The organism is Nisaea nitritireducens (assembly GCF_014904795.1).
GTDB classification, from domain to species: Bacteria; Pseudomonadota; Alphaproteobacteria; order Thalassobaculales; family Thalassobaculaceae; genus Nisaea; species Nisaea nitritireducens.
Genome location: NZ_JACZFS010000050.1, coordinates 1 through 21624, shown reverse-complemented (window position 1 = coordinate 21624; position 21624 = coordinate 1). Strand labels below are relative to the sequence as shown.

General features: G+C 60.5%; 19 protein-coding genes. 14 read left to right on the top strand and 5 right to left on the bottom strand.

Annotation, left to right across the window (positions count from 1 at the left end):
* Positions 1–67: 67 nt before the first annotated feature.
* From ygfZ to IG629_RS17225, 5 genes are all read left to right on the top strand, one after another.
* Complete coding sequence (gene ygfZ / locus IG629_RS17245; protein WP_193173168.1) at positions 68–958, top strand: CAF17-like 4Fe-4S cluster assembly/insertion protein YgfZ; 891 nt, start codon at positions 68–70, stop codon at positions 956–958.
* Positions 959–1055: 97 nt separating this feature from the next.
* Positions 1056–1988 carry a DMT family transporter gene (locus IG629_RS17240; RefSeq protein ID WP_319025118.1) on the top strand — a complete coding sequence of 311 codons (933 nt, stop codon included), beginning with the start codon at positions 1056–1058 and terminating at the stop codon, positions 1986–1988.
* Between the two features lie 69 nt (positions 1989–2057).
* On the top strand, positions 2058–3644 hold the full coding sequence (gene purH, locus IG629_RS17235; protein ID WP_193173167.1) for a bifunctional phosphoribosylaminoimidazolecarboxamide formyltransferase/IMP cyclohydrolase: 1587 nt from the start codon (positions 2058–2060) through the stop codon (positions 3642–3644).
* 279 nt (positions 3645–3923) lie between these two features.
* On the top strand, positions 3924–4613 hold the full coding sequence (locus IG629_RS17230) for a hypothetical protein (RefSeq protein WP_193173166.1): 690 nt from the start codon (positions 3924–3926) through the stop codon (positions 4611–4613).
* A complete protein-coding gene (locus tag IG629_RS17225) occupies positions 4613–5449 on the top strand; it encodes a hypothetical protein (RefSeq protein WP_193173165.1) in 837 nt (278 codons plus the stop codon). The genes IG629_RS17230 and IG629_RS17225 overlap by 1 nt, the downstream gene beginning before the upstream one ends.
* A gap of 4 nt (positions 5450–5453) precedes the next feature.
* Here the strand turns inward: IG629_RS17225 and mutY are convergent, their stop codons facing one another.
* Positions 5454–6515 (bottom strand): A/G-specific adenine glycosylase, encoded by a 1062-nt coding sequence (gene mutY / locus IG629_RS17220; protein ID WP_193173164.1) that lies wholly within the window; start codon positions 6513–6515, stop codon positions 5454–5456.
* A 66-nt stretch (positions 6516–6581) separates the two neighbouring features.
* Here mutY and IG629_RS17215 point away from each other — a divergent pair, with 66 nt between their 5' ends.
* From IG629_RS17215 to IG629_RS17175, 9 genes are all read left to right on the top strand, one after another.
* On the top strand, positions 6582–7121 hold the full coding sequence (locus IG629_RS17215) for a DUF721 domain-containing protein (protein WP_193173163.1): 540 nt from the start codon (positions 6582–6584) through the stop codon (positions 7119–7121).
* A 126-nt stretch (positions 7122–7247) separates the two neighbouring features.
* Positions 7248–7868, top strand: a complete 621-nt coding sequence (locus IG629_RS17210) for a DsbA family protein (RefSeq protein ID WP_226886881.1) — start codon at positions 7248–7250, stop codon at positions 7866–7868.
* Positions 7869–7917: 49 nt separating this feature from the next.
* The gene (gene smc / locus IG629_RS17205; protein WP_193173162.1) at positions 7918–11391 is read left to right on the top strand and encodes a chromosome segregation protein SMC; all 3474 of its coding nucleotides are present in this window, start codon (positions 7918–7920) and stop codon (positions 11389–11391) included.
* A gap of 181 nt (positions 11392–11572) precedes the next feature.
* Positions 11573–11944 (top strand): AtpZ/AtpI family protein, encoded by a 372-nt coding sequence (locus IG629_RS17200; RefSeq protein WP_028466439.1) that lies wholly within the window; start codon positions 11573–11575, stop codon positions 11942–11944.
* Positions 11945–11955: 11 nt separating this feature from the next.
* Positions 11956–12690 carry a F0F1 ATP synthase subunit A gene (locus IG629_RS17195; RefSeq protein ID WP_028466438.1) on the top strand — a complete coding sequence of 245 codons (735 nt, stop codon included), beginning with the start codon at positions 11956–11958 and terminating at the stop codon, positions 12688–12690.
* A gap of 78 nt (positions 12691–12768) precedes the next feature.
* Entirely contained in the window at positions 12769–12993 is a 225-nt protein-coding gene (locus tag IG629_RS17190) for an ATP synthase subunit C family protein (RefSeq protein WP_028466437.1), read from the top strand.
* An 89-nt stretch (positions 12994–13082) separates the two neighbouring features.
* On the top strand, positions 13083–13676 hold the full coding sequence (locus tag IG629_RS17185) for a F0F1 ATP synthase subunit B family protein (RefSeq protein WP_193173161.1): 594 nt from the start codon (positions 13083–13085) through the stop codon (positions 13674–13676).
* The gene (locus IG629_RS17180) at positions 13676–14179 is read left to right on the top strand and encodes a F0F1 ATP synthase subunit B family protein (protein ID WP_193173160.1); all 504 of its coding nucleotides are present in this window, start codon (positions 13676–13678) and stop codon (positions 14177–14179) included. Before IG629_RS17185 ends, IG629_RS17180 begins: the two co-directional genes overlap by 1 nt.
* A gap of 199 nt (positions 14180–14378) precedes the next feature.
* Positions 14379–16223 (top strand): methyl-accepting chemotaxis protein, encoded by a 1845-nt coding sequence (locus IG629_RS17175; protein ID WP_193173159.1) that lies wholly within the window; start codon positions 14379–14381, stop codon positions 16221–16223.
* Positions 16224–16235: 12 nt separating this feature from the next.
* Here the strand turns inward: IG629_RS17175 and IG629_RS17170 are convergent, their stop codons facing one another.
* From IG629_RS17170 to IG629_RS17155, 4 genes are all read right to left on the bottom strand, one after another.
* Positions 16236–18260, bottom strand: a complete 2025-nt coding sequence (locus tag IG629_RS17170) for a CocE/NonD family hydrolase (protein ID WP_193173158.1) — start codon at positions 18258–18260, stop codon at positions 16236–16238.
* 22 nt (positions 18261–18282) lie between these two features.
* The gene (locus tag IG629_RS17165) at positions 18283–19947 is read right to left on the bottom strand and encodes an ABC transporter ATP-binding protein (protein WP_193173157.1); all 1665 of its coding nucleotides are present in this window, start codon (positions 19945–19947) and stop codon (positions 18283–18285) included.
* On the bottom strand, positions 19944–20771 hold the full coding sequence (locus tag IG629_RS17160; protein ID WP_193173156.1) for an ABC transporter permease: 828 nt from the start codon (positions 20769–20771) through the stop codon (positions 19944–19946). Before IG629_RS17160 ends, IG629_RS17165 begins: the two co-directional genes overlap by 4 nt.
* A gap of 13 nt (positions 20772–20784) precedes the next feature.
* Positions 20785–21624: ABC transporter permease (locus IG629_RS17155; RefSeq protein ID WP_193173155.1), on the bottom strand; the 840-nt coding region annotated here is incomplete at its 5' end.

The following is a 21624-nucleotide window of genomic DNA, read 5'->3' as shown; positions in this document are numbered from 1 at the left end:
GCCGCTTGACAGAGCCGTGGCGCGGACGCACCTGTGCATCAGTTCATTTTGAAAGTCGGGACCGGTCATGGCCGAATATATCGAGCTGAAAAGCAGGGGCGTATTGTCGGTCAGCGGGCCGGATGCACGGAAGTTCCTGCAGGGACTCATCTCCAACGATGTGGAGAAGGTCTCGCCCGAGCGTGCGATCCATGCCGCTTTCCTGACCGCCCAGGGTAAATATCTTTTCGATTTCATGATTGCCGAAGTCGATGGCGCGCTGCTGCTGGACTGCGAAGCGGACCGGCTGGCCGATTTCCAGAAACGGCTGAAGCTCTACAAGCTGCGCTCCGACGTCACCGTCGAGGACGTGAGCGCCCAGTTCAGTGTGCTTGCCATTACCGGGGATGATGTCTCGAAAACGCTGGGTATAGATGCTGAGACGGGGGCGGCGAAAGCCGTTGAGGGCGGCGCAGTATTCACCGATCCGCGCCATGCCGGGCTCGGCGCCCGGGCGATCATTGGAGCAGACAAGCTGGAAGGTTTCATCGCCGCGCCCGGCCTCACCGAAGGCACGCAGGAAGCGTACGACCTTGCCCGTATCAAGCTCGGCGTGCCGGACGGCACCCGGGACATGCAGCTTGAGAAAACCATTCTTCTCGAAGCCGGGTTCGACGAGCTGAACGGCGTCGACTGGAAGAAGGGCTGCTACATGGGGCAGGAGCTGACGGCCCGGACCAAATACCGCGGTCTGGTGAAGCGGCGGCTGATGCCGGTCCGTATCCTTGACGGCGAAATGCCCGCACCGGGCACGCCCGTGATGCGCGATGACCGGGAGGTCGGCGAGATCCGCTCCGGTGCCGGCACCATGGCGCTGGCCATGCTGCGGGTGAACGTCCTCGAGGATCTGGAGCATGCCGTGCTCAGCGCCGGGGGCAGCACCGTGCTGCCGGTAAAGCCGGACTGGGCGACGTTCTGATCCTGCACTTCTAGCGCGTCAATTCGCGGCGGCGCGGCACCATTAATGTGCCGGCTGTTCGCTTGTGCGAGATGGTTGGCGGGCCTAGCGTGGGCCCGTGTCCAAGTTCATTGTTTTCAAACATTATGTCGCCCGCCTGCCGGCTCCGGTTCGCGGGGTCCTCCTCATGGCGCTTGCTGCCGCCATGTTCGTCTGCATGCATGCGATCATTCGGGATCTCGGCAAGAACGCGGAGTTGCATCCTTTCGAGATTGCCTTCTTCCGTTCCTTCCTCGGCCTGTTTGTTCTCGCCCCGCTGCTGATCCGGCAACGCTTCCGGCCGCTCCACACCAACAATATGAAACTGCTGTTTCTGCGCGGCGCGGTGAATGCGGCGGCGATGCTGATGTTTTTCTACGGCCTCTCGATCACGCCGCTGGCCGAGGCTACTGCTCTGGGCTTTACCGCACCGCTCTTCGCCACCCTGCTGGCCATGCTGTTCCTGGGCGAAGTCGTGCGGATCAGGCGGTGGATCGCGATCCTGATCGGCTTTGCCGGTACGCTGGTGATCATCCAGCCCGGCGTGACGGAGGTCGGCCTCGGCCCGATCCTGATTCTCTCTGCTACAATTGTCTGGTCCTTCGCACTGATCATCATAAAGTTCCTGACCCGCACCGAATCCAGCGTCACCATCACCGTCTATGCCTCGATTTTTCTGTCGCCCTTCACACTTGTCGCCGCCAGCTTTTTCTGGCGCTGGCCGACGGTGGAGGAGGCGGGCTGGCTCTGTCTGATCGCCGTTCTCGGCACCATTGCCCAGGTCGCGATGAACCAGTCCCTGAAGCTTGCCGATGCCTCGGTCGTTCTGCCGGTGGATTTCAGCAAGTTGATCTGGGCGGCGTTCATTGGCTTTTTCATTTTTGACGAATTGCCGGACCTCTATACCTGGATCGGCGGAGCCATGATCTTCGTCAGCACCACCTATATCGCGGTGCGCGAGTCGCGGCTGAAAAAGCAGGCGGTGCCGGCCAGCGACAAGTCGTCCGGTTGACCGGCGCGTCCATCCCGCGCATAAGCAGGCCAAATTTCCGCAACTCTTTCTGAGAACGGGTCCCGAAAGATGGCTGACGATCTCGTACGTATCTCCCGCGCGCTTATTTCCGTTTCCGACAAGGCCGGCCTGATCGAGCTCGGCAAGGCGCTGGCGGCGCATGGCGTCGAGATCCTCTCGACCGGCGGTACCGCCAAGGCGCTGGCCGAGGCTGGTGTGCCCGTGAAAGAGGTCGCGGACCATACCGGCTTTCCGGAAATCATGGACGGACGGGTAAAGACCCTGCATCCGGCGATCCATGGCGGCCTGCTTGCCCTGCGCGACAATCCGGAACATGTCGCGGCGATGGAAAAGCACGAGATCGCGCCGATCGATCTGCTGGTGGTGAACCTCTACCCGTTCGAGGCGACCCTGGCCTCCGGCGCCGGTTATGACGACTGCGTCGAGAATATCGATATCGGCGGCCCGGCCATGATCCGCGCTGCCTCCAAGAATCACGGCTATGTTGCCACGGTGGTCGATCCGGAAGATTACGCGGACCTGATCGCCGAGCTGGACGCAAACAGCGGCGCGACGACCTACGCGCTGCGTCGGAAGCTGGCGTCGGTCGCCTATGCCCGCACGGCAGCTTATGACAGCGCCATTTCCACCTGGCTGGCGGGTGAGATCGGCGACACCTATCCGCGCCGCATCACCTTCTCCGGCTCCGCCCCGAAGATCATGCGTTATGGCGAGAACCCGCATCAGTCCGCCGCCTATTACAGCAGCGGCGACAAACGCCCCGGCGTCGGCAATGCAGAGCAGATCCAGGGCAAGGAGCTGAGCTTCAACAACCTGAACGACACGGACGCCGCCTTCGAGCTGGTGGCCGAGTTCGACGCCCAGCCCGCCATCGCCATCATCAAGCACGCCAACCCGTGCGGCGTTGCCGTCGGGGACGACCTCGTATCCGCCTACCAGCGGGCTTTTGCCTGCGACACTGTCAGCGCCTTCGGCGGCATCATCGCCGCCAACCGGACGCTGGACGGCGCCACGGCGGAAGAGATCTCCAAGATCTTCACCGAAGTAATCATCGCGCCGGATGCGGATGAAGACGCCCGCAAGGTGCTGGCGGCGAAAAAGAACCTCCGCCTGCTGCTGACCCACGGCATGCCGGACCCGAGCGTTGCAGCACGCACCGTGCGCAATGTCGCCGGTGGTTATCTGGTGCAGGACAAGGATAATGGCCGGGTGACGGCAGCCGACCTCAAAATCGTCACCAAGCGCCAGCCGACCGAGCAGGAATTGGCCGACATGCTGATGGCCTTCCGGGTCTGCAAGCATGTGAAGTCGAACGCGATCATCTATGTGAAGGACGGCGCCACGGTCGGCATCGGCGCGGGTCAGATGAGCCGGGTCGACAGCGCCCGCATCGCCGCCTCCAAATCCCGCGACATGGCCGAAGCCGCTGGTGTGAGCCAGCCGGGTACTATCGGCTCGGTGGTTGCTTCCGACGCCTTCTTCCCCTTCGCAGACGGGTTGCTGTCAGCGGCAGAGGCCGGCGCCACGGCGGTGATCCAGCCGGGCGGCTCCATGCGGGACGACGAAGTGATCGCGGCGGCAGACGAGAAGGGCCTCGCCATGGTCATGACGGGGATGCGGCACTTCCGGCATTGAGCCGGGTTAAGCGGTATATTCTATCCGCTAATGTGTCCCTTTCCACTGACCATGGTGCCGCTTAGCTGGTCGACAGGCAATCACCGAAGGTGCATTATTGAGTTGATTTAAAGGCTTTTAATGCCATCCAAGCGAAATTTGTGGGGGAGTTCTTTGAGCGATAGCCGGGGACAGAGGCCGAACAACCCACGTGTTTTGTTCGCGAACACAATTTCCTTGGATGCTTGGCGGAGTCCCTTTGATGGAGAGCGGGGGGAGGCCGACTTATTTATAGACGTCATGTTTCTTGATGATGGCCGTGTTGGTGGCGGTGATGCGCCAGTACGTTTTCAATTGCTTCTAAAGAAAGCTGCTGTTCACGTTGTGATGGACAGTGCAGAGGTCTTAAAAGTTGTTGCTTCTTCCGTGCGCCGAGAACCGCTTGCAAAAGTTGAATTCAATAAAGTCGCAAAAACAGAGAAATCAGCGTCAGGGTCTGTAGGGACTAATTTATCGTCGAGAAACTTAAATGGAGAAATTCGAGCAGCGATCGAAGGGCATACTCACGTTGTAGAAGAGCACCGTGAGTCGGGAACCTATTCCTCAATGAAGGTAGTGCACAAAAAATGTGAGGACGGTTATGCATTCATTATTGAGTCTAAGAATGGTAGCGATCGACTCTCTGGCCAACCATGGCCGTCATCAGAAGTGATGATGAAAATCAAAGATTCTCGTCATAAAAGAGAAATTGGGGAGTCGCCAGATCCAAGAATTGAAATTCGGTGCCTAAGGGAGGATATAATAGTTCAGAATATTAGGTTCACAAATGATAGTGTTTTTTCGTGGAAATCGTTGACGAGAAACAAAAAAACAATTGTTGAACAATATATTAAAGATGAGCTTTTTCGATTAGGTTATTTGATTCATGATATTTCAAATCCATATGAAACACTAAAAATAGCTGATGTGACCCCATCCGAGGAGGGGTAATGTTTGATCGTGTTGAAAGAATAGCGTCTTGCAAATCTGACAATATAATAGATTTAATAAAGGCTGCCGGAGGAAGTAATGATTTTCTCGTGGGAGGGGAGTTCTATTATTGTAATTTGAAAGGGCAAGATCTTTCGGAATTCGACATAAGAAGTGCGAAGTTCAAGGCGGCTTTGTTGGATTCGAAGACAAAAATTAGAAACTCAGAAAATATATTTCCAATTGTTGCCGATGTTCTGTTTTTCAAGGTGGACTCTGTTGTTGGTTATTTTTCGGACCATTTATTCGGTATGATGCCATTTGATGTGTCAGAAATTATGCAGGAAAACATTGGTAAATCGGCGCACATAGAAAATTCAAATGTTCTTGATTATATGTATGGAGAATTACATGAATTGGGTATTGATTGTGATAAAAATGTTAATTTCACGTTCGGTGACTTCGTAATCTCTCTAATGGGGAATTTTGAGGCGGATTTGAAAAGAAATATTGATAATAATGTTTATATAACTAGCAAAGAATTTTATGATGTGATAATGGAATCTTATTCAACGAGTGACTATAGAGATTATTTATACGATAATATTAAAGGTATATTTTCAGATTATCTTGATTCTTTTGATGAGTTTATGTTTAAGTTTTTCGATTACGATGTTTCTGATTTTTCTTCTATGGGTGAATTTTTGATGGAAATCATGGAACACTTAAAATTAGAGGAATGTTTTGTTTTAAATGGTTATTCAGTATCAGAGGGAGATATCTTAGATAAAGAAATCAATTCAGTAATGAGTTTTGATTTCAGTGACGGTGCATTCGAGATAAATTTTATGTCATAGGGGCTTAGTGATGGGGGGCTTGGCGAATCGCGTGTCTAGCGATCTTCGCCATCACTGACGGCAGCCCCGCTTCGCCGATCTTCTCCACCGGATGCCAGAAACTGTCTGCTGGCCGCGTTCCCGTAGCCCGGCTGCGATAGACCACCAGTTCCAGATGGAAATGCGTGAAGGTGTGACGGACCATGCCCGGCAATTCCGTCCATTGTGCCTTGATCGGGGCTTCGGCGAGGGATTTGTGCAGCGGGTGTTCCGCCTCGCGCCATTCGCTTGACGGGATTTCCACCATGCCGCCGAGCAGGCCCGTTTGCGGGCGGCGCCGGAGCAGGATTTCGCCGCGGCCGTTGACGATCCAGAAGGCGACGCCCTTGCGGGTCGGCCTCTGCGGTTTCTTTTTCTTTTTCGGCAAGTCTTCGGCGATCCCGGCGATCCGCCCCTCGCAGGATGCGCTCCACGGACAGGTCAGGCATTTCGGTTTGCGCGGGGTGCAGATGGTGGCGCCGAGGTCCATCACCGCCTGGGCATAGTCGCCGGGCCTTTGTTGCGGGGTCAGCAGGGCCGAAAGGCGCTTCAGTTCCGGCTTGGCGTCGGGCAGCGGGATCTCGACCGCGTGCATCCGGGCCATCACCCTCTCGAAGTTGCCGTCCACGGGCGTTGCCGGGATGTCGAAGGCGATGGCGGCGACGGCCGCAGCGGTATAGGCGCCGATTCCCGGCAGCTCCAGCAAGGCGTCCTCGGTGTCGGGAAAGCGCCCGCCATGAAGATCGCGGACAACGCCCGCGCATTTGTGCAGATTGCGGGCGCGGGCGTAATAGCCGAGCCCGGCCCATTCCGCGAGCACGTCTTCCTGTGGCGCGTCGGCCAGCGCGACAACGCTCGGCCAGCGCTCCAGAAACCGCGTGAAATAAGGTCCGACAACGACCACGGTGGTTTGCTGCAGCATGATTTCGCTGAGCCAAACATGGTAGGGATCGGCCTGTGTGCCAGGCTCCGCGCGCCATGGCAGGCGTCGGCGATGCCGGTCGTACCAGTCGAGCAAAAGGGCGGGCAGGTTTTCAGGCGTGGTCACGTGTGCGTTTTTTCCGTTGGGTCAGGCGCGGGAGCCCTTACATTAGTGCGCATGGGGAGCGCGGCAATGTCCGAGAAGACGGCAGCAGACAAAACGACACAAACGGCATCGTGGCGCCGCCGTATCGGCGGCCTTGCCCGACTTGCCGCTGTCGCGCCGACACTCGGCGACAAGGCGCTGCGGCGCCGGGGATTCGCCGAATCGCGCATCATCAGCGACTGGCCGGCGATTGTCGGTGAGGTGCTGGCCCTGCAATGCGCGCCCGAAAAGCTGGTCTTCGCCAAGGGGGCGACCGGGGGCGGCACCCTGCATCTGCGTGTCGCCGGCGCGGCGGCACTGGAAATCCAGCACCAGATCCCCGTTCTCGTCGAACGCATCAACACGGTTTTCGGCTATTCCGCCATTGCCCGCATTTCCCTGAAGCAGGGACCGCTGCCGAAAAGGCGCGAACATCTGCGCCCGAAGCTACGGCCGTTGAAGCCGGAAGAGGTTGCGCAGGTCACGGAAAGTGTCGCCGGGGTGGAACGGAGCGACCTGCGTCAGGCGCTTGAGGATCTGGGCAAGGCGGTGGCTGCCGCCGGTGCCAAGAAACGGACCCATTCCTGACATGATTGGGCTGCAGAGTGTTCAAGGGGACGACCCGAAGGACGGAAAATCGCATCGTGCGGTGACGTAGTTGCGGACTGGGAAAAGCCGCATTAATATTCAACATATTGTAACAGGAGGCATGTCTTGCGCCGTAGAACACTAAATCTTGTGTTGGGTCTGGGGTTGATCGCTCCCTTTGCTGCCGGTCTGCCGCTCCAGCAGGCACTGGCCGCCGGGGTGGATATGGAGGCAGCGCGTGCGCCCCGGGTGATCGGCAACCCGGATGCGAAGGTCTCCATCTCGGAATATTTCTCGATGACCTGCCCGCACTGCGCCCGGTTCCATACCGAAGTGCTGCCGCAGCTGAAGGAAAAGTACATCGATACCGGCAAGGTGAAGCTGGAGTTCAAGGACTTCCCGCTTGACCAGTGGGCCCTGCGTGCCTCCGCCATGGCCCGTTGCCTCGACGGCAAGCGCTATGTTGCGATGGTCGACCTGCTGATGAAGAAGCAGGCCGACTGGGCGCGCAGCGACAACCCCTTCACCGAACTCGTGAAGCTTGGCAGGCTCGCCGGACTTTCGGAAGAGCGTGTGCAGGAATGCATGACCGATGAGAAGCTGCTGGACTTCATCCTGAACGAGCGGCTGGCGGCGACCAAGGATCACGACATCAAGTCCACCCCGTCTTTCGTCATGAATGGACGCAAGCTGGACGGTGTGTTCAGCTTTGAATCCTTCGAAGAGGCGATTGCGGACGCGCTCTAGGCGCGGGCCGCTGATTGCTCATTGGGGCCGGGTAAGGAGCGTCTAACGGGTGCATCTTTCTAAGCTTCGTCTTTCGGGCTTCAAGTCCTTCGTCGATCCGACCGAACTGTTGATCGAGGAGGGCATGACGGGGGTTGTCGGGCCGAATGGCTGCGGCAAGTCGAATCTCGTCGAAGCTCTCAGATGGGTGATGGGAGAGACCTCCGCCAAGCAGATGCGCGGCGGCGAGATGGACGATGTGATCTTCGGTGGGACGACCGGCCGCCCGGCCCGCAATCTCGCCGAAGTCGGCCTCTTGGTGAATAACGAGGACCGCAAGGCACCTGCGGCCCTCAACGATGCGCCGGAGCTGGAAGTGATCCGGCGCATCGAGCGCAACAAGGGCTCCGCCTACCGGGTCAATGGCCGGGAAGTGCGGGCCCGCGATGTGCAGCTTCTGTTTGCCGATGCCGGTACCGGCGCCCGCTCCGCCGGGCTGGTCAGCCAGGGCCGGATCGGCGCCATCATCAACGCGAAACCGTCCGAGCGCCGCATCCTGCTGGAAGAGGCGGCGAATATCCGTGGCCTCTATACCCGCAGGCGCGAGGCAGAATTGCGGCTGCGGGCGGCAGAAACCAATCTCGAACGGCTGGAAGATGTGCTTAAGGCACTGGAAGGCCAGCTGCACGGGCTGCGTCAGCAGGCCAAGCAGGCCCAGCGCTATCGCACGGTCGCCGAACAGATGCGCTCGGCCGAATCGGTGCTGCTGCACCGGCGCTGGGAAGCGATCAAGGAAGAGCGGGCGGTTGCCGGCAAGGCTCTGGCCGAGGCCGGAGACGCCGTGGCTGAAGCGACCCGCAAGGCGGCGGAAGCAAGCACCATCCAGACCGAGACGGCGGCCAGCCTGCCGTCGTTGCGCGAGGATGAGGCAAAGGCCGCGGCCAAACTCCAGCGCCTGACCCTGGCGCGGGCCGAACTGGATAATGAAGAACGCCGTATCGTCACCGCGAAGAGCGAGGCGGAGCTGCGTCTGCGCCAGATCGCCGACGATCTTGAGCGCGAGCAGTTGCTGTCCGCCGATGCGGAAGAAGCGCTGCAGCGGCTGAAGGGCGAGCATGCCGAAATTGCCGCCGCCCGTGAGGGCGAGGCGGAAGCGCAGGCTGAGGCCAGCGAGGCGCTGACCGAGATCAACCGCGCAGCCGATGCGCTGGAAACCAAGCTTTCCGAGATGACGGAGCATATCGCGACGACGGAGGCGCGGCGCGCCAGCTTGCAGCGCCAGGCCCGGATGGCGCGGGAGCAGATAGAGCGGCTGACCCGGCAGATCGCAGGGCTTGAGGATGAGCGGCAGCGTCTGAAGGACTCCGCGGCGGGGCCGGGAGAGATCGAGGCGGCGGAGCAGGCGGTGACGGCGGCAGAGGCAGCGCTGGAAGCGGCGCGTTCGGCCGCTGACGGCTCGGAAGCCGCCCGGGAAGCCGCATCGGAAGCGGAAGGCGCCGCGCGCGAAGCCTTGCAGCAGGTTGAAGCCGGATTGGCGCGGTTGACGGCAGAGGCAGGCGCGCTCGAACAATTGCTGTCTGGTGACGGTGAAGACGGGGATGCGGCCCCGATTCTCGATTCGGTTTCTGCCGAGCCCGGCTATGAAGCCGCTCTTGGCGCTGCGCTTGGTGACGACCTGACGGCACCCCTGGCCGAATCGGGTGGCGATCATGTGCGCTACTGGAGCGGCAAATCAGGCACCGACTCGGGGAACGCCTTGCCGGACAGTGTCGAGCCGCTGGCGAAACGTGTCACTGGACCGGCCGCGTTGGCACGCCGCCTCGCGGCAACGGGCGTGGTTGCTGATTTCCAGACCGCGAAGGCGCTGCAACCGGCTTTGAGGGACGGCCAGCGTCTGGTCAGCCGGGATGGCGGGCTTTGCCGTTGGGACGGTTTCGTCGTCGCGCCGGGTGCGCCGAGCAGTGCCGCTGTCCGTCTGCAGCAGCGCAACAGGCTGGGTGCCCTGCAATCGGAAATCGCCGTGGTGGAGAAGGACCGGGCCGGGGCGAGCGAACGATTCGACGTCGCCCGCACTGCGCAGCGCGATGCCGTGGATGCCGAAAAGGCCGCGCGCGAGGCCATGCGGGCTGCCTTCACTGAAAATGAGACAGCCCGGACGCGGCGTTCCAAGTTGGCGGCGCTGCTGGCAGAGATCGATTCGAAGCTTTCCGCCATCGACGACACCAAGGCGCGGTATGAGGGCGAGATCGAGGAAGCCGAGCGTCAGCGGGTGACGGCCGAGGCGGCGGAGGTCGAGCTTGATGATGTCGCCACCCTGCGGGCCGAGAGTGCGGCATCGCGGCAGGAACTGGCGGAAACCCGCAATGCATTGGCCGATGCGCGCAGCGCCCATGACCGGCTGATGCGGGAGGCGGAGGTCCGCCGCACCCGGCTTTCTGCCATCGACGGCGAGCTCCGCTCCTGGTCGGATCGGAACGAACGGGCGGCCTCGCGCAAGGAAGAGCTGGCCGATCGGCAGCTCGCGGAGCGTACGGAGATTGGTCGGCTTGAGGCGCGTCCCTCTGAAATCGAGACCCAGCGCAAGGCGCTGATCGATCAGATCACCCAATCCGAAGCCAAGAGGAAACAGGCAGCGGATGTGCTGAGCGAAGCGGAAGCCCGGCAGCGCACGGCCGACGAGGTGGCGCGTCAGGCGGACCGGGAGCTTTCCGAAGCGCGCGAGACCCATATCCGGGCCGAAGGCGCGCTGGAGCAAATCAATCAGGCAATCAACGGCCTGCGCGAGCGGATCGCAGAGCGGCTGGAATGCCGGCCGGACGAGATCCTGGAAAAAGCCGGGATCGATCCCGAGGGGGCGTTGCCCGACGCGGACGAGGTCAGCAACCGGCTGGAGAGGTTGACCAAGGAGCGGGAACGGATCGGAGCGGTGAACCTCCGGGCCGAGCAGGAAGTCGAGGAGCTGGAGCAGAGAATCGCTGGCATGGAGAGTGAGCGGGACGATCTGATCCAGGCGATCTCCCGGCTGCGCGGCGCGATCCAAACCCTGAACCGCGAGGGAAGGGAGCGGTTGCTCGAATCCTTCGAAAGGGTGAATGCCCATTTCAAGGATCTGTTCAGCCGCCTGTTCGGTGGCGGGCAGGCGCACCTGAAGATGGTCGAGGATGACGATCCGCTGGATGCCGGGCTGGAGATCATGGCCAGCCCGCCGGGCAAGAAGATGCAGGTCATGTCCCTGCTGTCCGGTGGTGAGCAGGCACTCACGGCGGTAGCCCTGGTCTTTGCCGCGTTCCTGACCAATCCGTCGCCGATCTGTGTGCTCGACGAGGTCGACGCCCCGCTTGACGATACGAACGTGGATCGGTTCTGCACCCTGTTGCAGGAGATCAGCAAGACAACGGGGACGCGTTTCCTGGTCATTACCCACCACCGGCTGACCATGGCGCGGATGGACCGGCTGTTCGGCGTGACCATGGCTGAACGGGGTGTCAGCCAGCTCGTTTCGGTCGATTTGGCGGGCGCGGTGGAGCTTCAAGACGTCGTTTAGAAACCCGGATCGTATACGTCTTTCAAAAAATATAAACAAATCAAAGTATTAGCCGTGTTTTCGCAGTGCGGCTTCCGCCTTGACAGCGAAAGGACCCCTCCGTATGTTTGCGGCGCTTTCGCGGGCCTTGGCTGGCGGAGGTGGGGTACATCAACTGGCTTCGGCCAATCGGGCTCGCTCCATGACAGGTGATAAGCCTAGCGATCCTCCCTCACTCGACGATCTGGACACCAGATTGAGGCGAGCACGTGGCGAGGATAAAAATGAGAGCGGTCCGAAGGGCGGTCGCGGTGCCATGGCTTCCGAGGGTCTCGGAATGGCAATGCGGATCGGGGTTGAACTGGTTGCCGGAGTCGGTGTTGGTGCCGGTATCGGATACCTCTTGGACAGATGGCTTGGGACCGGTCCCTGGCTGCTCATACTGTTCTTCTTTCTGGGCGCTGCCGGCGGCATGATGAATGTCTACCGCGCTGCGACTGGAGAAGGTTTGCAGATGGGTTACCGCCGGTCCTCGACAGATAATCGGCCCGATGATCGGGCCGGCGGCGAATAGGGGAACGAAGCGTGGCATCACCGGTCGCACAGTTTGAGCTGAAATCTTACGGCCCCCAGATCGAGGTCGGCGGAGTCGATCTCTCCTTTACCAATTCCGCGGCCATGATGGTCGTGGCGATTGTTGGGATCGTCGCGTTTCTGACCGTGTCGATGAGCGGGCGGAAGCTGGTTCCGGGGCGTTGGCAGCTGATGGCGGAGCTCTCTTATGAGTTCGTCGCCAACATGGTGAAAGAGAATGTCGGCAGCGAAGGACGCAAGTACTTCCCCTTCATCTTCTCGCTCTTCATGTTCATCCTGTTCAGTAACCTGTTCGGTATGGTTCCGATTCCGGAAATCCATTACACGCCGACCAGCCAGATCATCGTCACTTTCGCCATGGCGTTTGTTGTGTTCATCGGCGTTACGCTGATTGCACTGGCCCGTCATGGCCTGAAATTCTTCACCTTCTTCTTCCCGTCCGGCGCGCCTGTCTACATGGCGCCGCTGTTGATCCCGATTGAGGTGATTTCCTATTTCGTGCGCCCGGTCAGCCTCTCCGTTCGTCTGTTCGCGAACATGATGGCCGGTCACACGATGCTGAAGGTGTTCGGCGGCTTTGTCGTCGCACTCGGTGTCTTTGGGGTTGCACCCCTTGCCTTGATTGTGGCACTGACCGCCTTCGAAATCCTGGTGGCGGTGCTCCAGGCCTATGTTTTCACTATTCTCACCTGCCTCTACCTGCACGATGCGATCCATCTGCACTGAGGCCTGAGGGAACCAGAAACCGGGCCGGATCTCCGGCCTGATATGTGCACTACCTGATCCATAAGGAAGGATTTGAACATGGACGTTGAAGCCGCGAAGATGATTGGCGCCGGTATCGCTGTTATTGCCCTCATGGGCGTTGGCGTTGGCATCGGAAATATCTTCTCCACCCTCGTTGCTTCCATCGCCCGCAACCCGGCGGCGCGTAGCGAAGTCTTCGGCATCGGCATTCTGGGCTTCGCCCTGACCGAAGCTGTCGCGCTCTTCGCGCTGCTGATCGCGTTCCTGATCCTGTTCTCGTAAGACCGATAAGAGTGAGAGACGCCGGTCGCGTGTGCGGTCCGGCTCTCTCCGGTTTAAGTGAGAATACTGGAACGGAATTGGACAGCGGTATGAAGCGCTTGCTCAGATTTTCGGCTGTGCTCGGTGGCACCGGCGCCTTTGCGCTGATTGCCAAGGGAGCCATGGCTGCCAGCGAAAGTGGCGGCGGCGGTACCTTGCCGCAGCTCGATGTCGGCACGTTTCCGACCCAGATCTTCTGGCTCTTCGTTACTTTCATCGTGCTCTATATCGCGATGTCGAAGGTTGCCATCCCGCGCATCGAGTATGTGCTGGAAGAACGGCACAGCCGGATTGCTGAAGATCTCGACAAGGCCGGGAAGCTCAAGGCGGATGCCGAAGAGGTTCAGGCCAACTACGAGAAAGCCCTGGCGGATGCCCGTGGCTCTGCCCAGAAGCTGATCGCCAAGACCAAGGACGATGCTTCCGGCAAGAACGCGAAAGCTGAGGCGGAAGCCGATGCCGCAGCGGCTCTGCAGGTCAAGGAAGCGGAAGCCCGGATCGATGAAGCCCGCACCGAAGCACTCGCGAACGTCCAAGACGTGGTGAGCGAGGTTGCTGGTGATGCGGTCGCCAAGCTGATCGGCGTCAAGGTGACCAAGACCGACCTTAAGAAGGCGGTTGCACTGGCCATGGAGACGAAGTGATGGAACATGATCCGACATTGCTGGGCCTGGGCGCTACAGGCTGGGTCGCGGTTGCCTTCGTTATCTTCGTCGTTGCCACGATCAAGCCGATCGTCTCGAAGGTTGGCGGCATGCTGGACGAAAAGTCCGCTGCCATCGGTGCTCAGCTGAAGGAAGCCGAAGCCCTGCGTGAAGAAGCGCAGGCCGCTCTGGCGAACTATCAGCGTCTTCAGCGCGATGCGTTGAAGGAAGCCGAAGAGATCGTCGGTCATGCCAAGGAAGAAGCCGCCCGCATCCGCAAGGACGCGAAGCAGCATCTGGCCGAAACCCTGAAGCGCCGTGAAGAACAGGCCGCCGAGAAAATCGCGCGGGCCGAAGCTCAGGCTCTCCAGGATGTTCGCAACCAGGCCGTCGAACTGGCCATGGCGGCGACCGGCAGCTTGCTGGCCGAGAAGATGACCGCCGAGGTCAACGACAAGATCGTCAAGAGCGCGGTCGCGGACCTTCCGGCCCGGCTCCAGTAAACGAACATAAAGTGTTTCGAAAAACCCCGCTTCGGCGGGGTTTTTTGTTGTCAAATTTATGTAAATCAGTGGGACATTGGCTGTTCTTTACATCAAACGGTCATTTGCTCTCGGTTTCGGCTGGAACTAACTCTCAGGCGTAAAATGTCCATGACGGTATGCCGCCGTCATGATCAGTTTCCGAACGCAAGAGAGTGTGATGTCGGACTTTGTTCTTGAACAACAGAACATCGGTTTAGAAACGGAACAGCGTGCGCCATCCTCAGGCCTCGGCTCCCGTATCAGCACGAAACTGGTTCTGTCGGCTGCCGTGATGACGGCCCTGGTTTTCGCCGGATTGCTTGTCGCCATCTATATCGTTGTGTCGATGGTTGCCGAGAGGGAAGACCAGCGTGCGGCCTTGCTCAAGGCGATGAACCAGGATCTCCGCGCCCAGGTGATGACCCTGCAGCAGAGCTATTTCGAAATCCCGCAGCGCCTTGAAGTGAACCCATCGGCTGAGCTGAAGAACTGGGCTGTCGAGAATGGTGCGACAGAGGCCGTGCATTCTGGCCGGGACGTTATCGTCGCGCGCTACAAGAAGCGCAGACAACGCCGAGACCTTCAGAAAGCAGCGAACTTTGTCGTCGAAGATGTTGATGGCGGCGCGGCAATCTCATTCGGTGTGTTCAAGGATGGTGAATATGCGGACGCGGTGACCGAGCTCCGGATCCCGGGCGTGACTGCCGACGCGGCCAATCAGAAAATCGCCGACCTCTTCAATGCAGCCAGCCTCGAACAACGGCTGGTAATCGTGAAGGGGGAATTGGTGGATGAGGCCCTGGCGGCGGAGCAGGTGCGCAACGCGATCGTGCAGGAAAACGAGAAAATCCTGGCGAAAGAGAGCGAGTTGAAAGTCTTTGCAAGTCAGGCCAGAACCCTGCTCGCAATCCTGGCCGGTGTAGGCACTCTGCTTGCGATCGCGGCTGCCTATGCATCAAGCCGGATCATCGTTACCCGGCCGCTCGAGCGGGTGACGCAAGCGATCCGGGCGGTGTCTTCAATGGAGCCGGTGACGGTTCCCTATCTTGAACGCAAGGATGAGATCGGCACGATTGCGCGCCGTGTCGGTCAATTCCAGTCGGTGTTGGAAGAAAACGCCTTGCTGCAGGAGCGGACAAGTGCGGCACATGATGCGCAGGCGGAAGAAGTCGAGCGCCGTGAGCAGATCCTGAAATCCTTCGAGAAAGAGATCGGCCAGATCCTCGCCGAAGTCACGGACGCGACGCAGCGGATGGAGGACGTCACGCGAACGATGAAGGACTCGGTTTCCGGCGCCGCTGGAAGCGCGGAGAAAGCCCGCACGGCGTCGAGCACGGCGGCTGCCGGTGCTGGCGGTGTGTCGGAGGCTGCGGCTTCTCTTGACCGGTCGATATCGGATCTCGGGCTGGTTATCCGTGCCGCAGCGGAATCTTCCGCTCTGGCGTCCCAGCGTGCCGAGAGCACGACGGCTACCGTCGGGCAGCTGACAACACTGGCCGGTGAAGTCGGTGGCTTTGCCGATATCATCAGCACGGTTGCCCATCAGACAAACCTGCTGGCTATGAACGCCACAATCGAGGCGGCCCGGGCCGGTGAGATGGGGCGCGGTTTTGCGGTTGTCGCCGGTGAGGTCAAATCTCTCGCCGGGCAAACGGAGGATGCGGCTCTGCAAATCTCCCGTCAGGTCACGGAAATGCGCTCCGTCATCGATGCTGCGGTGAGCGCCATTGGCGAGGCGATCGAGAGCGTTGCGTCGATCGACCGGAACACCCAGGACGCGGTTTCCGCCATGACCGCGCAAACCGAAGCGACGCGGGAGATCGCGAGCAGTGCCGACGGCGCGGCGGCGGCAAGCAACGAGGTCAATTCCGGTATCGCCAGCCTTGCCGAGGCGACGGTGCAGAGCGAGGACGCGGCGCGGGAGGTCGATGCGACCGCCGATGCCATGAGTGCGCTCAGCCGCCGTCTCCGGATGCTCAGCTCAAGCTTCTTTCAGGATATCCGGGTTGCCCCCGCCGAATAGAGAGCACGAGCTTCAGAGCATGTTCCGGGGGATCGACTCTTCGAAGTCTTTCTCGAAGATCAGCGCGCCCGACTCATAAGCCTCGATTCGTCCGGTGACATGGAAATGGGTCGCATCGCCGGTCAGCGTACAATAGGTCTCCGTTGCCACATTCCAGTCGCCGCGTGACAGGCCCTGGCTCCAGTGGGTCTCCATCCGCGCACTCAGCGGATCGCCGGGCTGGATTGAATAGATCTCCCGGGCGACATGCTCAGTCGTGAGATCCAATTCGACAATCCGGTCGCTGCCGAAATCGTCGATGATCGCGATCTTCTGCCTGCCGGTCTCGGCATCCGTCGTAATGGTCCGCGTGTTTGTTGCGGGGCGCAGGATATCCTTCTGCAACGGAGGAGCCGCCTCGGCCTCGGCAAAGGGCTCATAGGGGGCATCGGTTCCGTCCGTAGGGCGCAGGGGCAGCGAGAGGCTGCTGGCCCCCTCTGCGAGCGTTACCGTCACGGCTTCCGGTGCAGGCCAGATCATCGGCCAGTAGTTGGTCGAGAGAGCAACCCGCACTTTGTGCCCCGGCGGCACGGCGTAGGCGATATCGTCCAGCCGGAGAGACACGCGATAGCGCTTGCCCGGCGAGAGCGCTTCCGGATGCTCATGGCTGTCCCTGTGGGTCAGGTTAAGGACGCCGTAGGTGATTCGGGTTGCCGATCCGTCCGGCGCGATATCGTTCAACCGGGCGATCAGATGGGCAACCGGCTTATCAGATGAGATTTCCAGATCGAGCACTGGCGCGCCGAGAATCTCCATCCGGCCGTCCAGTGGCGCGGTCTCGAAACAGACGGAGCCCGCATCGTCCACCCGCTGATCGGTCGGTCCTTCCGGGCCGAGCCAGATCATGCAGTATTCCCCGCCTGCCTGACCGACCGTCTCGGGCGAGCGGATCAGGGTTTCGGCATTGTCGCCCGAAGCGCCGGGCGTCTCCTTGAGGCGGCCGTCCTGCAGATAGAAGCGGGTGGCCTCCACGTTCGGGCTCGGCGAGCTCTGCTCGCCAAGCCAGCGGCCGTCGCGCGTCTCGTAAGCGGCTTTTGGCGGCACGGAGTTCTGCATATAGACGCGGAAAGCCGGGTCCTGTTCGACGCCGCGGTCGATGCCTTTCAGCCAGTGATCCCACCAGCGCAGGCATTCCTGAAGGAAGCCGATGGCCGGGCCGGGAACGGCGAAATGCGGATATTTGTGCAGCCAGGGGCCGACAATACCGCGAACGAAGCCCGGCAGGTTTTCCAGCATGCGCGGCACAGCGTTGCTGTAGGCGTCTGACCAGCCGCCAACGGCCAGCACCGGCACGGTCATGCGGGAATAGTCTTCACAGACAGAACCGTGTTTCCAGAAAGCATCGCGGGTCTGGTGATGCAGCCAGTTTGCGATCAGCAGCGGCTCGGCTTCCAGCCGTTTCAACCAGGTCTCGCGCCAGCTCTCGCCAACCAGCGCCGGGTCCGGCGGCCGCGAGGAATATGACAGCATGGTCGAGGACCAGCCCATATTCTCGTTGAGCATCGCCCCGCCCTTGTAATGGATGTCGTCCGCATAGCGGTCATCCGTGGAGCAGATGGTGATGACGGCCTTCAGGGCCTCGGGCTGGTGGTAAGCGACCTGCAATCCGTTGAAGCCGCCCCAGGAGATCCCGATCATGCCGACGGCGCCGGAGCACCAGGGCTGGCTGGTGATCCAGTCGATCACCTGCAGCGCGTCGTCCTGCTCCTGCGGCAGGTACTCGTCTTCCATGATGCCGTCGGACTCGCCGTTGCCGCGCATGTCGACGCGGATGGCGGCATAACCATGGCCGGCGAAATAGGGATGGGTCAGCGCATCGCGGGCCGATGTTCCGTCCCGCTTGCGGTAGGGGAGATATTCGAGGATTGCCGGGACCGGGGCTTTCTCGGCGCCTTCCGGCAACCAGATCCGGGCGGCCACGCGGCAGCCGTCACTGAGGGTAATCCAGCAGTTTTCGATTTCCCGCACCGCATGCGGAAATTGTCCAACAGTTTGCATGGAGACTCCAGGCGCCTTCGGTTTAGTGGTCGGCCGCTTTCAGAACCCGGCCCTGCTTCGCCAACTCGGCCCGTTCGGCCAGCAGGTTGTCGAGCCAGTCCGGATCCATTTCCGGCACGGAAGACAGTAGAAGGTCCGTATAGTCGTGATGCGGCGGCTTGAACATTTCCGTCTTCGAGCCGTGCTCCACGACCTCACCTTGCAGCATCACCACGACCTCGTCCGCGATGGCGCGAACCGTCGCAAGATCGTGCGTGATGAACATGTAGGACAGGTCGAGCTCGTCCTGCAGGCGCTGCAGCAGCTTCAGGATCTCTTCGGCAACAAGCTGGTCGAGTGCGGAAGTGACCTCGTCGCAGATGATCAGCTGCGGCTCGGCCGCAAGGGCGCGGGCGATGCAGATCCGCTGCTTCTGGCCACCCGAAAGTTCCGTCGACAGCCGGTCGATATAATCGTCCGGCTCCAGCTCGATCAGGGACAGCAACTCGCGCACCCGGTCTTCCAGCTGCTTGCCGCTCAGCCCGAGATAGAAAGCGACCGGCCGGCCGATGATATCCCGGATACGCTGGCGCGGGTTCAGCGCGGTATCCGGCATCTGGTAGATCATCTGCATGCGGCGGAGCTGATCCTTGGAGCGTTGCCTGTAGTTCGGCGGCAGGATCTCGCCGTTATAACTGACCGCGCCGCTCGCCGCCGGCAGCAGGCCGGTGATCACCCGTGCGAGCGTACTTTTGCCGGAGCCCGATTCCCCGACGACCGCAACTGTTCGCTTCTTGTGGATATCGACGGAGACGCCGTGCAGCACCGGGATTTTTCCGTAGGCGGCAGTGACGTTGTCGACTCTGAGCAACGGCTCTTCGCCGACCGGATTGGCCATTTCGGCGCTCTTGAAACTGCGCACGGCGAGCAGGTTCTGCGTATAGGTCTCTTTCGGATCCGCCAGCATCGAGCGGGTCTCGCCTTCCTCGACCAGATTTCCATGCCGCAGGACCATGATCCGGTCTGCCATCTGTGCGACGACGGCGAGATCGTGGGTGATGTAGATGGCGGCAGTCCCGAATGCTTCGACGGCATCGCGGATCGCCGCCAGCACCTCGATCTGGGTGGTCACGTCGAGCGCCGTTGTCGGCTCGTCGAAAATAATCAGGTCCGGTTTGCAGGACATGGCCATGGCGGTCATGGCGCGCTGTAACTGCCCACCCGAGACCTGGTGCGGATAGCGCTGTCCGATCCCGTCCGGATCGGGCAATTGCAGCCGGGTGAACAGCTCGCGGGCTTCAGCTTCCGATGTGGCCTTATCCGAAAGGCCATGCTGCACAGGGGCTTCGGTGAACTGGTCGATCAGCCGGTGTGCCGGGTTGAAGGCGGCGGCCGCGCTCTGTGCGACATAGGAAATGCGGGAGCCCCAGAGATGCCGCTTCTCGGAATCCTTTGCCGCGGCCAGATCCATGCCGTCGAACAGAATTTCTCCACCGGTGATGCGGCAGCCGTCCCGGGCGTAACCCATGGCGGCGAGGCCAATGGTCGATTTGCCGGCACCGGACTCGCCGATCAGGCCGAGAACCTCACCCTTGCGCAGGTCGAGATCGACCCCGTGCACGATCTCCTGCCAGCTGTCGCCGCTCATGCCCTCGATACGCAGCCCGCGGATGCGAAGGAGGATGTCTTGGTCGCTCTGCTCGCTCATTCTTTCAATCCGCTTGCCTTGTGGAGGAACCAGTCGACGACGAAGTTCACAGCGACTGTCAGCAGTGCGATAGCCGCTGCCGGTACCAGAGGCGTGATGTCGCCGAAGGTCATGAGGGTAGCGTTGTCACGCACCATGCTGCCCCAGTCGGCGGTCGGCGGCTGGATGCCGAGGCCAAGGAAACTGAGAGCGCTGATGAACAGGAAGACGAAGCAGAAGCGCAGACCGAATTCCGCCACCAGCGGGGGCAGGGCGTTCGGCAGGACCTCGCGGCTCATGATCCACCAGAGACCTTCACCGCGCAGGCGGGCCGCCTCAACGTAATCCATGACCACGACACCCATCGCAACCGCGCGGGCCAGACGGAAGACCCGGGTCGATTCAAGGACCGCGATGACCAGCACCATGTTGACGATCGAGGTGCCAACGATGGTCAGGACCAGAAGGCCGAAGATCAGGGCCGGGATCGCCATCAGGACATCGACGATCCGGGACAGGAGTTGATCGACCCAGCCAGAGATGGCGGCGGCAAGAAAGCCGGTGACTGAGCCGAGCAGAAAGGCAAGGCCGGTTGTCAGGAAGGCGATGCCGATGGTGTTTCGTGCGCCGTAGATCAGCCGGGTCAGCATGTCCCGCCCGAGGCTGTCTGTGCCGAGGATGAACTCCTCGCCCCAGAGCTCGAATTCCGCGCCGACGATTTCCGTTTCGCCATAAGGCGTCAGCACCGGCGCGAAGATGGCGATGAAGGCGTAGCCGAAAATGACGACGAGGCCGAACTTGGCGCTCCATGGTGCGCTGGCCAGCAGTTTGAGGGTGGCGTTCATTGGACTTCCTCCCTCAACGCGGATGCAACAGGCGCGGGTTTGTCAGGATCGACAATATGTCCGCGAGCAGGTTGAGCAAGACATAGGTGCCGGCAAAGATCATGGCGGATGCCTGCACCACGGGCAGATCTCGCTTCGAGACCGAGTCGACCATGAGCTGGCCGAGACCGGGATAAACAAACACCACCTCGACCACGACCACGCCGACGATCAGGTAGGCAAGATTGATCACGACGACGTTGATGATTGGTGCCAGTGCGTTCGGCAGGGCATGTTTGACGATGACCCGTGCCCGGCTGAGGCCTTTGAGATTGGCCATCTCGATGTAGGGGCTGGCGAGCAGGTTGATGATCGCCGCCCGGGTCATCCGCATCATGTGCGCGACAACGACGAGGGTGAGGGTCAGGGCGGGCAACAGGACCTTATAGACCTTTTCCCAGAAGGGCGTCGTATCGCTGATATTGGCGATAGACGGGAATATCGGGAAGGTCACCGAGAGCAGGAAGATCAGGATATAGGCAACAAAAAATTCAGGAAACGAAATGGAGCTCAAAGTCACCACATTGACCGCGCGGTCGTAGAAGGAATGGCGGTACAACGCAGCCAGAACACCGAGGGTGAGGGCGAGAGGCACGGAGATCGCTGCGGCGGTGACCGCAAGGAAGAGCGTGTTGCCGAAGCGCAGGCCGATCAGCTCGGATATCTCGCGCTTGTTGGCGAGGGAGCGGCCCATATCACCCTGGAGCATGCCCCAGAGCCAGTCGAAATACCGGATGTGTGCGGGGACATCGAGGCCGAGTTCAGCGCGGAATGCGGCAACGGTCTCGGGTGTGGCGCTCTGGCCGAGAATTTC